Below are 14,007 nucleotides of genomic sequence, written 5' to 3'. Positions count from 1 at the left end.
ATAAGTTTAAATCATTAGATTATGTGAACTATAAAAAGCGTGGATTGTTAGAAATAGGGAAGTATCTATGAAGTTTCGACACAAAATTATTCTGGCCTTTTCAGTTATTATGACTGTCACGTTGGCCCTATTAAGTACGGTGCAATACCTTAATATGAAAAAAGAGGTTGAGTATGAAGTTCAATCCAGTATTCATGAAATTGTTGATGGGGTTCGAACTACCGTTAACGCTGAATTAGCCGGGAAAACATTACTGGCAGAATATGTAACAGCAATTGCTGAAAGTAACTTAAACTCAAATGCGCTTGAGATAGTACTGAGTCAACCTCAAGTTAAGAGTGCTTTTGTTCTGGCAGGAATTGGCTTTGAAGATGGGCATAATTTTATTAGTAATGATCCAACGTGGGACCCTCAGGGTTATGATGCAAGGACTCGCGGGTGGTATAAATCTGCAAAACAAAATAATGGAACAATAATCACTGAACCCTATGAAGATGCACTTACTGGTGAGATTTTAATTTCAATTGGTACTGCTGTGAAAGAAAATGGTCAGTTTATTGGATCAATATTTTTTGATTTAAGTTTAAGTAGCCTCGCGGAATTAGTAAACCAAGTCGAACTATTCGATGCTGGTTATTTGTTTATTGTAGACAATACGGGGACGGTAATTGCTCATCCGGATAGCCAATTCAACGGTAAATCAATGACATCATTTTTACCAAATATCCAATTAAATTCAAGGTTACAAACGACGGAGATTAATGGGGTAGCTCACGATATATCATTTACTTCTATTAATGGCCATCCTTGGTCGATTGGTGTGGTTTTAAATGAAGAGAAAGTATTTCAACAGATTAATGAATTAAAGAATGACTCATTAATTTATTCTGTAATAGCTGTTATTGTCGCTATTACATTAATGCTTATTTTTATTACTCGTCTTATTCGTCCAGTTCAAACATTAAATAATGCCATTCACAATGTTGCTTCTGGTGAAGCAGATTTAAGTCAACGTTTAGATACGAATATAGACCCTGAATTTTCTCCTTTGGCAGAAGGGTTTAACCAATTTATTTCTAATTTACAGACTCAAGTTACTGAAACAAAAGAATTAAGTCATAAATTAACTGAAGGGGCTCAAAGAATTTCCTCTGGTGCAACTGAATCAGAAAATGCAATGAATACCCAAATGATGGAACTGGAACAACTTGCAACTGCAATGAATGAAATGGCAGCGACCTCTGTTGATGTTGCGGGTAATGTTCAAAATGCCGCTGAATATGCCAAACAAGCGGATAATGCTACTGAGCATGGAATGATAGTGTTGAATCAAACATCAGAAGAAATAACAGATTTATCAGAAAATATTAATCAAGCGGTAAGCGAAGTTGAAAAGCTAGAGCAAGCTACTGACAGTATTGGCTCTATCCTAAGGGTTATTAATGATATTGCAGAACAAACTAACCTGTTAGCTCTGAATGCGGCAATAGAATCAGCACGAGCAGGTGAGGCTGGTCGCGGTTTTGCCGTTGTTGCTGATGAAGTGAGAACGTTAGCACAGCGTACTCAGCAATCCACGACTGAAATTGCAACCATGATTGATCAACTTCAATCAGGGGCATCAAAAGTATCAGCTTCAATGTCGAGTAGCCAACAACGAGCAGAATTAACTGTAGAGAAAGCACAACAAACAGCGGACGCATTAGCTCAGATCAGAGAAACAATTCAACAAATTAACGATATGAATATTCATATTGCCTCCGCAGCAGAGGAGCAAAGTCATGTGGCTGAAGAAATTAATGGAAAAACAGTAAATATTAAAGACTTGTCGATATTAGTTCATGAAGCAGCACAAGGTGCAGGCGCTGCAATAGCTGAGCAAGTGGCATTAGTTGAAAGCCAAGAAAAAATCATGAATAGATTTACGGTATAAAAATTTATATAGTTTATTACTATTATCAGAAAAATTGATACCAAAGCTCAGGGATGACTCTGAGCTTTTTTATTTGTCTGTTGGTTTCTCTAAACAGCTGTTTTATCACGTTCCCAATAAGCAAATAGGCGTGATAACGTAAAGCAAAGAATAAAATAGCAAAAAGCGACCACTATCCACACCTCAAAAATCATACCGCTTGAGTTGGCAATTTCAGTTCCAACAAATGTTAATTCTTGAATAGATATGAGTGAAATGATCGATGAGTCTTTCACTAATGAAATGCATTGACCAGCAAGAGGTGGAGTGATCATTTTAAATACTTGAGGTGCAATAATATAGCGGTAGCGATGCCAAGTGGATAAGCCTAAACTTTTGGCTGCTTCATGTTGACCTCGCGGGATTACATCTAAACCAGAGCGTACAACCTCACCAATATAGGCGGCAGAAATCATTCCGATACAAAGTACGCCTGAAGCTAAGTTTTCCCATAAATTGGCAGAGCCAAATAGAAACGATTGAAGCGCGTTAATGTTCCCATTGTGGTCCCTAAGCAAAGATTCCAGTCCAAGTAATGGCACTAATTGATTTGCAATAAAGAAATAGAAAATGAAGATAAATACTAATGGCGGAATATTCCGAATTAGCTGAATGTAACTGTTTGATAAAGATCTAATGACAGCAAGGGATGAACGGCGTCCTAAACCCAGTAGGACACCAAATAGTAATGCAAAGAGCATTCCCCAAAATGTGAGGCGTAGTGTTGAGAATACACCATCGAAGAAGTAGGGCAATGAACCATCAGGCTTGCGTGTAAACAGCAAATCAAAAGCACGAGACCACTGCCAATGATAAGCGAGTGTGCCACTTTCTTTTGTAAATAACCAAAATACAACGCTGGAAATAATAGCCAGTAATATCCAATCTAATCGATTCAGTTTTAAAGAAACTCTTTGCTGCATGGTAATCAGTTCGCTGTTTGTGTTTGCCAATTTAGGCTAGTAAACCAGTAATCATAACGCTCTTGTAGCCAACCATCTTCAGTACGGGCTTGGATCCACGCATCAAAATAAGCTTTTTTATCTTCTTCTCCAAGGCGAACAGCAAACGCTTCATTACCTTGTGATAAACGCTCTTTAAAAGGTAGATATAAGATATCAGCGTATTTGATGGAATCAAATTCAGGTTTTGGCGTAGAAGCCGCTACCGCATGAGCATTGCCATTTAATACTTCTTGGAAAGCTTGTGCTTCATCATCAAATTGAAGCACTTTTGCTTTAGGGAAGTTTTCTTTAATTGCCGCAACCGTAATTGAGCCACGACGTGCTGCAAATTTAACACGACGAGAATTAAACTGTTCACGCGTAAAGCCGTCAGTTAGTTGTTTGTTCGCTGCAACTTGAACGCCAGAGTGCGAGTAAGGAACAGTAAATAAAACACTTTTTGAACGCTCGTCAGTAATGGTTAAGCCACCAATGATGACATCGAATTTCCCTGAAATAAGAGAGGGGATGATCCCATCCCAAGCGGTTGGAATAAATTCAATTTTTAAGCCTGAGTCTTTTGCTAAACGTTTTGCAACATCGACCTCAAAGCCAATAAGTTCGCCCTGTTTATCTCGCATAGCCCAAGGCACAAAAGTACTTAAACCAACTTTAAGAGTTCCTCTTTCTTGAATTTTATCAAGATTAGGTGTGCTGTCTGATGACGATGCTGAAAATACTGAGCTACTAAATAGTAAGCTTAGGCTGAGTAATGATGTGAATAGTTGCTTCATGCGAGTGGTTCTCCATTAATATGCATTGTGCATGCGGTGTTCTAACCAAGCTGATAGCCCAGAAAGTGTTAATGTAATAATGAGATAGATAGCGGCGACAGTAAACCAAACTTCAAAAGGCATTGCCGTATCGGAGACGATATTTCGTCCCTCGGTTGTTAAGTCAAAAATAGCCATCACACTGACTATAGAAGAGTTTTTGACTAAAGAAACTAATTCATTCGTTAATGAAGGCAATGTTTTTCTTACCACTTGGGGTAATATGACATGGCGATAGCTATTGAATGAAGATAGCCCTAACGTTTTACAGGCTTCAAATTGTCCTTTTGGTAAATTGATTAACCCTGAACGTAAAATCTCAGCGGTATAGGCTCCTTGGAATAGAGCCAAAGCAAGTACTGCGGTTGTGAATCTATCTAAATCTAGAAATGGCCCAAAAACAAAATAGAGTAGGTAGATTTGCACAAGTAAAGGCGTATTACGTATTAGTTCGATATATAAGGTGGCGATACTTCGACCTACGATTGAATTCGAAAGGCGTAATAAAGCGGTTATTAATGCGATGACTAAAGTGGCAATGGCGCTAATGGCTGAAATGTGCAAAGTTACGAGTAGGCCTTCAATAAGCTCAGCTGGGAACCATTCGCCATCTTCATAAAAAAACAGAAAATCAGGTACGCGATCCCATTGCCATTGGTAGTTCATGGCTTGAGCACCGCTATTTAAAATCCAGTAAAGTGCGGCAGCTAATAAACTGATTTGCAATAAAGCAGAGAGCACTGGTGAAAAAATGGTTTTTAAACGAAGCATATTAGTAACTTAAGATTTGGTTTAAAAATTGTTGAGTACGTTGGTGTTGTGGGTTGTCAAAGAACTGCTCAGGCTCAGCAATTTCAAGGATTTCGCCTTCATCCATAAATACCACACGGTCTGCTACTTTCTTAGCAAAGCCCATTTCATGCGTGACACAGACCATGGTCATTCCCTCTTTAGCCAGATCTGACATAACGTCTAATACTTCGCTGATCATTTCAGGATCAAGTGCAGATGTCGGTTCATCAAACAGAAGGATTTGAGGCTCCATACACAGAGATCGAGCGATCGCGACTCGTTGTTGTTGTCCACCAGAAAGCTGAGAAGGGTATTTATCTGCTTGTTCTGCAATATTCACACGTTCTAAATAGATTAAAGCACGCTCGATGGCCACTTTTTTTGATAATTTTAATGTTTTAATTGGTGCCAAAGTTAGGTTTTCTAATACCGTTAAGTGAGGGAATAGATTAAAGTGTTGGAATACCATGCCCACTTGGCCATTCATTAATTGTTTTGATGAGAGCGGTTGCTCAAAGAGTGACAGAGTACCACTTTGAATGGATTCTAGCGCATTGATGCAACGAATAAGAGTGGATTTTCCTGAGCCAGAAGGTCCACAGATAACAACTTTCTCCCCTTCGCTAATAGAAAGAGTAATATTTTTTAATGCATGAAATTGTCCGTAGTACTTATCTACGGTCTTAAATTCAATGATATTGGCTTTATTTGTATTTTTATTAGTCACAATTCATCCTAGCATTTGAGAACTAAACTTACTGTAACATATTCATAAAGCTAAAGAAGTGATTCTTAATGGAGTGATTGATTTTTAATCAAAATATGAAGTTATACCTGCTAAATGTTAAAAATCAGCTGAGAGCAAATTTATATTAAATTAACCATTGCACAACAGTTAAAGACACGTTACGTTAACAGTATGGAGAATAAAGATGCAGTATATAAACAATAAACTGCATAAATAAATGGAAGAGAAGCAATGTATCAAACTGATGATGTACGAATTAATAAAGTAAAAGAACTATTACCGCCTGTAGCTATTTTAGAAAAATTCCCTGCGACTGAGATTGCGGCGAAAACCGTATTCCAATCTCGCGAAGCTATCCATAATATTTTACAAGGTAATGATGATCGTCTTCTTGTTATTATTGGCCCGTGTTCAATTCATGATACTGAAGCGGCTTTAGAGTACGGTGCAAAACTTAAAACATTACGTGATGAGTTAGGCGATCGTCTTGAAGTTGTTATGCGTGTCTATTTTGAAAAACCACGAACAACAGTCGGTTGGAAAGGGTTAATCAATGACCCGTACATGGATGATTCATTTAAGTTAAATGATGGTCTACGTATGGGACGTAAGTTGCTGCTTGATCTTACTGATATGGGGTTACCTACTGCTGGTGAATTCCTAGATATGATCACCCCACAATACATGGGTGACTTAATCAGCTGGGGTGCTATCGGAGCACGTACAACTGAGTCGCAAGTTCACCGTGAGCTATCTTCAGGTCTTTCTTGTCCTGTTGGTTTTAAAAATGGTACTGACGGCAACATTAAAATTGCCACTGATGCAATCCGCTCAGCAGGATCTTCTCACCATTTCTTATCAGTAACTAAATATGGTCACTCTGCAATTATTGAAACGGCCGGTAACCCTGACTGCCATATCATTCTTCGTGGTGGTAAAGAGCCAAACTACAGCGCAGATCATGTTAAGCCAGTGAAAGAGCAACTAGCCGCTTCAGGTTTACCTGAAAAAGTGATGATTGATTTTAGTCATGCGAACAGCTCAAAAGACTTTAAGCGTCAGATGGTTGTTGCTGATGACGTTTGTGGTCAAATTTCTGGTGGTGAAGACGCAGTATTTGGTGTCATGATTGAAAGTCATCTTGTTGAAGGACGTCAAGATTTAGTTTGCGGTAAAGCTGAGACTTATGGTCAATCAATCACCGATGCGTGTATTGGTTGGGATGATACAGAAACCGTACTGCGCCAATTAGCGGATGCGGTTACTGCTCGCCGAAATAATTAAGTTATTTAGAATAATGAAGCGCCAGCCATTCTTATGACTGGCGTTTTTTTAGCATAAAAAATGGATCACCCTTGACCTTTTGCCATGGTTACCGTTCTTTTTAAAGTCCAACGTAATAACAATGGAATGATATCAACACCTTGTTCTTCGCTATATTGGACAATCGCTAAGGCTAGATCAGGTTTCGCATATTTTTTTAATGCTTTAATAATGATTTTTTTCGGAGGGATCGGCTGATCCTTTGAGATATTAGAAAGTTCTCTAAATAAATCCTCAAAACCATTGTAATAAAGATAATGTTCGATGTCTTTACGCGGTAATTCAGTGAGTCGATGTCGTTCATGCTCATTACCTAATTGATTTTTAACTGCAAACGCATACTTCTTACCAGCAGCATCACCATCGGTTACAACGTGCCATTCAATATGAAGTGCTTTTGCTACTTTAATTAATGACTTTAATCCTGATTGTGCAAATTCAATGATCTGTACCCCTTCGGCTGCTAAGTTATATCCTAGAAGGCGAGCCATCTCATTAAATAACCATACCTCGGTTTCCCCCTCAACCAATAACCAGCAACGCGCAAATAAGGCATTAGAACGTTGAAAGCGAATATGAAACGTAATGCGTCGTAAATCATCACGAGATAAGCTGGTTGGAGAGATAGAATAGCTTGATGTCGAGTCTGATTCTCTGACTAATCTACGTATAGAGCATAGAGGAACGGCACTCAATAATTCACTGCTATTTGTGGTCAATATCTTTTGCATGGGAATATGATTAAGCAAGGACCAAGCTTGAATTAACTGTGTTGGGTGTAACCGTCCTTCTGGATCTTCGATGATCATGAGAGGGCGAGCTGATTTTTTTAGTGTGTTAGGCCCTTTAGCTCTTAGATAAGTATTTAACAGCCCAAGTAGAAGGAGCTTAGTTTGTTTATTTTTGTTTTGATTAATAAACTGGGTTAGTGAAACACCTTCTGTTTTTTGACCAAAAAAGAGATCATCATGAATTTTGTGTTGCTCGTTTCTTTTATGTCCTTTAAATGCAAAGTAATGTTCCACTAAAGACTGCATAGAATGCAAGGCGCTTTTAATTTCGCCACTATTTACTTGGCCTGGAGCGGTGATAAGTCGACGACAGGTATTATTTATTCGTCGTTCAATTCGGTCATTAGAAAGGGTATCAAGCGTATCGTCTGGTTGTAAGCGACGAGAATCTCGAATACGAATGACGGGATGAAGGCGTATTAACTCAGTCACTAGACTTTCAATTTTATGATAACGTAAAACATTGCCTTCATTATCGAGAAACGAACTTGATGAGCTAATCTTTCCCTCATTATTCGTTGCGCTAATGCGATAATAAATTCGTTGAGCATGGTCATTGTGGTTAGATTGCCATAAACTAGACAACTTTCTGTAACGACCTGCTTTATGTTCGTTGTTTTCAGTGGTTTTCCAGCTAATAATAATTTGAATATGCTGGTCTTGGGTGTAAGAGATGGAATGATCTTGATGGAAATCTTTTAACGTAAACTGATGAAGCTCTCCAGACACAGGCAAGGCGATAGATAGGGCATCAAGTAACGATGACTTTCCCCATGTATTTTCGCCAATCAAGGTCGTCAATTGTTCAAAAGAAAGAGATAAGCGTTTGATGCCTCTAAATCCTGAAACTTCGATTCGTTCTAAGAGCATAGCACTTCCTTATCAGAGACTTATATAAATAACTATATAGCAACTGAATCGATGAAAGCACAATGGCAGTCACATTTATCAATTATACTGATAGATGAGTGACCAAGTATTTAAATATTACCAATTAACGCATTGTTTATAAAAATGGTTTACCGTGAACTGATTGCTTAAATTGAAATACGGTTCTAGACAGGATATGAAATCAATGAAAAATCAAAAGAATCATGTTTTAAGAGTGATGCATATTAATGATACACACTCTTATTTTGATGAATCAGTGATCGCATTACACAGTGATGTTGGTGAGAAATATTATATTAAATGTGGTGGATTTGCGCGAATATCTCACCAAGTCTCACTCCTTACCGAGGAAGCAAAAGGGGGAAATACCGTTTTTTTCCATGCTGGCGATTGTTTTCAAGGGACCTTATATTTCTCTTTATATAAGGGAAAGGCCAATGCAGATTTACTAAATCAACTCCCTTTAGATGGTATGGTTCTTGGTAATCATGAGTTTGATTTAGGTAATGAATTAGTCAGTGACTTTATTGCCAATACCCATTTTCCTATTCTTATGGGTAATTGGGATTTAAGCCAGGAAGATCAAACTAAGGGCCATCAATTAAAACAACAAGAACGAATATTAGATTTTAATCCAACACTCGGTATTGCAAACTACTTGATTAAAAAAGTAGGAAATTTGGATGTCGCAGTATTTGGTTTAACCATAGATCAAATGGACGTATTAGCAAGCCCAGATCCTGATACGCCATTTATGAATGCTATTAAAACAGCACAGAACACCGTTGACTACTTAGCCGTTCAAGGCATAACTAATGTCATCATTGTTAGTCACCTTGGTTATGAGGGGGATAAACAACTAGCAAAAGTGGTCAATGGTATTGATTTGATCATTGGAGGGCATAGTCACGTGTTGCAAGGTGATTTTTCAAATGTTGGTTTAGAGGCTCGTGATAACTACGGTGAGCTTGTTAATGACACACATATTGTTCAGGCTGGATGCCACGCACTTGCACTTGGCTATTGTGATTTAGAATACTCTGAAGATGGTGAGTTATTGAGTTTTAATGGCCGTAATATTTTACTTTTGGATAATATGACCTACAAAGACAAAGCATGCACCCAAAAAATGGATGAACCTCATTTATCAAAGACACTAGCATTGATTAATTCATTCGACCTAGCAGAGGTCTGTGAAAAAGATCTTAAGATAGAAACATTATTAATCGATAAATACCGTGGTGAGGTTGATCGACTTTCTCAAAAAGTAATTGGTCACTGTATGGAAGACTTATCACACCGTCGGATCCCTGATGATAAAGGCCAAAGTGATATTGCTCCATGGGTTGTAGAGTCTTTTTATTCAAAGGCTCATCAATTGGATAATCGGGTTCAATTCGCAATGCATAATGCAGGCGGAGTGCGTTCTGGCTTAAATCAAGGTGATATCACCTATTCTGATATTGCCGGAAAAGTTTTGCCTTTTGCCATACCGATTGTCATCTATAGTATCAAAGGGCGGCACCTTAAAGCGGCAATTGAAGGAGCTATAGACAATGCTACGGATAACGGGATTATTGGCAGTGGTTCAGGTAGTTTTCCTTATGTATCACAGATGCGTTATTGTTATGAAGCAAGTAAGCCAAGTGGCCAACGTATTACTGAGTTCAGCATTTATCACCAAGATATTGGTTGGGCACCTATCCTTGATGAACAGGTATATTTCGGGACATCAACCGCTTATACCATCAAAGGTAAAGAAGGTTATGCACCTTTACTCAATAAAGAACGTGAGTGTGTAACAACGACCTTTTCAATGGCCGATTGTTTTATCGATTATTTATCACATTACCCTAATTTGGCGAAACCAACAGCTTGTTTGAATCAGTATCACAAAAATAAACGAGTGCTTGTTTAATTGGCATGAGCTTTGCTATTAATCCAAATGAGATGAGTAAATTTGAATTAATTGAATAGGTTTTTGTATGGATGGTGATTTATCCGATAAACTTTTGGTCGTAGCGTGGTTTTCTGCCTGGGCCGTTATTGCCTACTTTGTCCAATTCTCTGGATAATAATAAGGCCCTCTAACTTAAGAGGGCCTTATTACATTAGGCTAATAGAGCTAATGTAGTTGAGATTCATTTTAGTTAACAATTTCGAAACATGTAAAATAATATATTCATCTCGAACCGCTTAATCTTCTTATTTAGTGATTTATTATTCAAATTTATTGTACACTGTGATTTTATATGCATTTATTTTGATTGCCTTTAAATGTAATTTTTACATTAGAAAAACTAATATTAGTTTAGAGAAAAAGTCATTTTTTGAGCAGTAAAATTAGTCTTAAAATCAACTCATCTAATCGAAAATAACTTTTAAGTGAGGCAATCATGGCACAAGCAGCAATGAACGTTAATACCATCGCTACTTCTTCTTTGGATAAGAAGGCCTACTCAGTAAATATCAAAGGATTGATTGCTCATTTTGTTGATGTTTTATTTGGCAAAGGCCAAACAACATCGACACATTACACTGCAGAATTATCGGAACACTTACAAAAAGATCTTGGTCTATATCGTTAAGTATTTCATTAATAAATAAAGCCAGCATGAATGCTGGCTTTTTAGTTTTTGTTTAATATTCTTTTTAGTAAATACAAACTCTATTTTTTCCTGAACGCTTAGCTTGGTATAATGCTTTGTCAGCTCGTAGGAAGGTTGTATTTATATCTTCATTATGCTGGCATACCGTCATACCTATGCTTACAGTAACAAGCCTGTCTTGCAAGGTCTCGTGCCAATCAAAATTAGAAATGCTTAAGCGGCAGCGATCCGCTATTTCTTTACCATATTGTTGATCATTTGAAGCAACAATGATGATAAATTCTTCACCACCGTATCGTAAAGCATAATTATTAGAGCCTGATGATTCTTCAATGATTCGTGCAACCAACTTAAGTACAACGTCACCAGTAAGGTGAGAGTATTCATCATTGATAGATTTAAAATTATCGATATCAATGACAAGAAGTTGATAGGTTGCTAATTTAGGCTTAATCTCGTTAGCAAAGGTTGATTTATACCAGCGATGATTAAATAGTTTAGTTAAACTGTCGTGGAATACATCTTTTTGTAATTTAGCTACTGTATCTTTTTGTTCATCTGATACTTTTTTGAGCTTTATGTTTTCAGATTCAGATATATTTAAGCGGAGTTGCAGCTCTAAGCGAGTTAAGCGACGTAAAGCATGCCCGCCAAGTTCATTGATAGGGAAGTGTTTAACTATAGCAACAGTAAGCTGATGTGCTTCTTTTTCGCATTCAAGCGCTGCTGAAAAATTATGACAACTTGCAAGTGCATCACTTTTTACATCCAATAATTGACGGATATAATAACCTTGCGAATATTTTTTAGTTCGCTTTAATTGATGAGTGATTAGAACATCGGCTAACTCTCCACGTTGCAATTGAATAAGGCAATAGGATGCCTCAATAGAAAAGAGTTTGTTCAACCATGGAAACGAATCTAGGTTAATATTTTCTTTACGAAATACAATTAATGCATCTAATGCTGTTTGAGGTTTATTTTGTAATCGAAGTAATTTAGCTGAATACAATTGCACCTGCATCATTAGTTGGAGATCGTCAGACACATATTTAATAACATGACATTCATTTAATAACTGCTTTGCTTTTGATAATCTATTTAGGTCTAATAAACAAGCTACAATATATAGCCGATAACGTAATGAAAGGTTATTACTTTGTATGCTTTTACTTAATGATTCTATTTTTTGATAGTAACGTAATGCTTTTAAATGGTCGCCATATATAGAGCATAAATTACCTATCCCTAAAATTGACTGAATATAAAATTCATTATCTCCAAAATCAACAGCAAGTTTAGAAAGAGAATATAAGCTATCTAAAGCAGATTGGTATTCTCCAATATCAGTATATCTATAACTGAGGGAAGAGTAGATCTGTAATATTAGATCAATATTATGGGGTAGAGATAAAAGTAATAAAGCCCGCTGTAAATGCTGTATGCTTTTTTGTGTTTGATTGAATTCAACTTCAAATTCAGAGCACATCAGTAGAGCATATGCTTTTTCAGTATCAGACTCCGCAAACTCATCAACAATATAGTGCCAGAGCATTAATGACTGCTGAGAGTTAAGTGCCATTAAGTCTATTCCTTTAGATGAAATGCGAGTTAACAGATTATCCACTATACGATCTCCATTTGCATTTGGGATAATGTTGCGTGATGATTTAATTCATGCAAACTAAAATGTGTAACTGATGGTATTGATAAATTTAGAGAGTAACGAGACCAGGGATAAGTTGAAATCAGCGTTGATATTGAATGCGCGATCTGTTGAGATTTGTTTTTATTTTCGTTAATAAGAATAGCAATTTCAGTATTATTTAAACGAGTAATACTATCCCCATGTTTGCAATAATGATGACCTAATAACATAAGGTTATTAATTTTATCTTCTGAAGGGTCAGTTATCGTAATTAAATGATATTCATCAGATAATATATTTGTGAGTATTGATTGAAAGTGTGCTTGCCATTTCTCTCGTGGTAATAAATAGGTAAGTGATGACATTGAATTGAATTTCAACTGCATTTCGATGCGCTGAATTAAATTTTTTGCTCGAATATTCAACCGATCTTTTGAAGTGCTGGTTTTATCACGGCCTAAAGAGCTTGACTGCTCTTGAATTAATGCAATTTCATATTGACGATAGCGTTTGTAAGAATATAGAGCGAGCTCAAAATTTTGAGTTAGTTCAGCTATCCTAGATTGTTCAAGGCAAATTTGAGAGCGCAGTTCCCCTTTGTCAAACTGCTGGGCGATGACTTCCGCGTCAGTTAATAACTGATAAGCTAAGGTGAAATGAGATTGAGCTGAAGCGACTCGAGCTAAACTAATGGCAGAGTGAGCTTTCATCCATATAAGATCATGCTGAATCGCAAGTTGATTGGCTAAACTACAACATTTTTGTGCAGAATCAAGATCGTCTAGACCGAGAAAAGCAAGGCCTCGAAAGTCGTAGATTTCAGCTTTCCAAGTTAAATTAGAGCTGCCTGTTAGCAACTTCTCTGCTTTGAATAAAATCGGCAGCATTGCTTGGTAATCGCATAATAAGTAACTATCCCAAGCTTGTAGGATATAAGCTTTGGCTTCTAAATGAGGAACACGATAATAATTGGCACGCTGCGCAGCAATATTGTGGGTGGAATTTGCTTGTTCAAGACAGTTTGTCATACGCCAAGTATTACCAAGGCCGATTAATGCTTCGATCTCAATTTCATTATTGCCAATAAGAGAAGATTGCTCTAATGCTTTTATCCAGTATTGTTGTGCAGAGAAAAGTTTTGCTTGTCCCCACGAATGTAAGGCTAAAGTATGCAAAATTAATGGAAGTAAATCATCATTTTCAAGTTCTTGTTGAAGTTGTAAAACTTCTTTTGCAAACTTAAAGCCGGCTTGATAATCCATTAAATGCCAATGAGCAATAGAAATGATTAATTTTGAGTATGCAGTTCCGTATTTAAAGTGGGTTTTTTCTGAGAGCTCTAATTGGTACTTGGCTTCTTTTAGTGCATTTGAGACATCGTCTCCGACGATTAATTCTAGTGTTTTTAGGTTAGAAATGATCTTATTTTTAGACTCTTTCACAGCTATCCTTCCTT

11 protein-coding genes are annotated in these 14,007 nt (G+C 37.1%); 4 read left to right on the top strand and 7 right to left on the bottom strand.

All coding sequences use genetic code 11. The features are described from left to right. The first annotated feature begins 67 nt into the window (after positions 1-67). Complete coding sequence (locus PVK71_RS09320) at positions 68-1,933, top strand: methyl-accepting chemotaxis protein (RefSeq protein ID WP_274418315.1); 1,866 nt, start codon at positions 68-70, stop codon at positions 1,931-1,933. 89 nt (positions 1,934-2,022) lie between these two features. Here PVK71_RS09320 and PVK71_RS09315 read toward each other — a convergent pair whose 3' ends face one another. From PVK71_RS09315 to PVK71_RS09300, 4 genes are read right to left on the bottom strand one after another with little or no spacing between them, the layout of a single operon-like run. Further along, a complete protein-coding gene (locus PVK71_RS09315; protein ID WP_274418316.1) occupies positions 2,023-2,895 on the bottom strand; it encodes an amino acid ABC transporter permease in 873 nt (290 codons plus the stop codon). Positions 2,896-2,900: 5 nt separating this feature from the next. Beyond that, on the bottom strand, positions 2,901-3,710 hold the full coding sequence (locus tag PVK71_RS09310) for a transporter substrate-binding domain-containing protein (RefSeq protein ID WP_274418317.1): 810 nt from the start codon (positions 3,708-3,710) through the stop codon (positions 2,901-2,903). A 15-nt stretch (positions 3,711-3,725) separates the two neighbouring features. Then, entirely contained in the window at positions 3,726-4,520 is a 795-nt protein-coding gene (locus PVK71_RS09305; protein ID WP_274418318.1) for an amino acid ABC transporter permease, read from the bottom strand. 1 nt (position 4,521) lies between these two features. After that, a complete protein-coding gene (locus PVK71_RS09300; protein WP_274418320.1) occupies positions 4,522-5,268 on the bottom strand; it encodes an amino acid ABC transporter ATP-binding protein in 747 nt (248 codons plus the stop codon). A 252-nt stretch (positions 5,269-5,520) separates the two neighbouring features. Here PVK71_RS09300 and aroG point away from each other — a divergent pair, with 252 nt between their 5' ends. After that, positions 5,521-6,573, top strand: a complete 1,053-nt coding sequence (aroG, locus tag PVK71_RS09295; protein ID WP_274418321.1) for a 3-deoxy-7-phosphoheptulonate synthase AroG — start codon at positions 5,521-5,523, stop codon at positions 6,571-6,573. Between the two features lie 65 nt (positions 6,574-6,638). Here the strand turns inward: aroG and PVK71_RS09290 are convergent, their stop codons facing one another. Next, complete coding sequence (locus tag PVK71_RS09290; protein WP_130046351.1) at positions 6,639-8,273, bottom strand: ATP-dependent endonuclease; 1,635 nt, start codon at positions 8,271-8,273, stop codon at positions 6,639-6,641. 205 nt (positions 8,274-8,478) lie between these two features. Here PVK71_RS09290 and PVK71_RS09285 point away from each other — a divergent pair, with 205 nt between their 5' ends. Together PVK71_RS09285 and PVK71_RS09280 are read left to right on the top strand one after the other, a co-directional pair. Beyond that, positions 8,479-10,212, top strand: coding sequence for a bifunctional metallophosphatase/5'-nucleotidase (locus tag PVK71_RS09285; protein WP_274418322.1), 1,734 nt, complete (start codon positions 8,479-8,481; stop codon positions 10,210-10,212). A 478-nt stretch (positions 10,213-10,690) separates the two neighbouring features. Continuing rightward, entirely contained in the window at positions 10,691-10,882 is a 192-nt protein-coding gene (locus PVK71_RS09280) for a hypothetical protein (protein ID WP_130046353.1), read from the top strand. Positions 10,883-10,946: 64 nt separating this feature from the next. Here PVK71_RS09280 and PVK71_RS09275 read toward each other — a convergent pair whose 3' ends face one another. After that, positions 10,947-12,530: a GGDEF domain-containing protein gene (locus tag PVK71_RS09275; protein ID WP_274418324.1), complete on the bottom strand. Its 1,584-nt coding sequence runs from the start codon at positions 12,528-12,530 to the stop codon at positions 10,947-10,949. Further along, positions 12,530-13,993, bottom strand: a complete 1,464-nt coding sequence (locus PVK71_RS09270; protein ID WP_274418325.1) for an ATP-dependent transcriptional regulator — start codon at positions 13,991-13,993, stop codon at positions 12,530-12,532. The genes PVK71_RS09275 and PVK71_RS09270 overlap by 1 nt, the downstream gene beginning before the upstream one ends. Positions 13,994-14,007 lie beyond the last annotated feature (14 nt).

The organism is Aliivibrio sp. S4MY1 (assembly GCF_028765545.1).
GTDB lineage: Bacteria > Pseudomonadota > Gammaproteobacteria > Enterobacterales > Vibrionaceae > Aliivibrio.
The sequence above is the reverse complement of the archived record's forward strand: the minus strand, read 5'-3'. Positions and strand labels throughout refer to the sequence as shown.

What these genes read in the sequence shown, in the direction of transcription:
- PVK71_RS09320 (WP_274418315.1), top strand. Translation starts at nt 68, where the DNA reads ATGAAGTTTCGACACAAAATTATTCTGGCCTTTTCAGTTATTATGACT.
- PVK71_RS09315 (WP_274418316.1), bottom strand. Translation starts at nt 2,895, where the DNA reads ATGCAGCAAAGAGTTTCTTTAAAACTGAATCGATTAGATTGGATATTA.
- PVK71_RS09310 (WP_274418317.1), bottom strand. Translation starts at nt 3,710, where the DNA reads ATGAAGCAACTATTCACATCATTACTCAGCCTAAGCTTACTATTTAGT.
- PVK71_RS09305 (WP_274418318.1), bottom strand. Translation starts at nt 4,520, where the DNA reads ATGCTTCGTTTAAAAACCATTTTTTCACCAGTGCTCTCTGCTTTATTG.
- aroG (WP_274418321.1), top strand. Translation starts at nt 5,521, where the DNA reads ATGTATCAAACTGATGATGTACGAATTAATAAAGTAAAAGAACTATTA.
- PVK71_RS09290 (WP_130046351.1), bottom strand. Translation starts at nt 8,273, where the DNA reads ATGCTCTTAGAACGAATCGAAGTTTCAGGATTTAGAGGCATCAAACGC.
- PVK71_RS09285 (WP_274418322.1), top strand. Translation starts at nt 8,479, where the DNA reads ATGAAAAATCAAAAGAATCATGTTTTAAGAGTGATGCATATTAATGAT.
- PVK71_RS09280 (WP_130046353.1), top strand. Translation starts at nt 10,691, where the DNA reads ATGGCACAAGCAGCAATGAACGTTAATACCATCGCTACTTCTTCTTTG.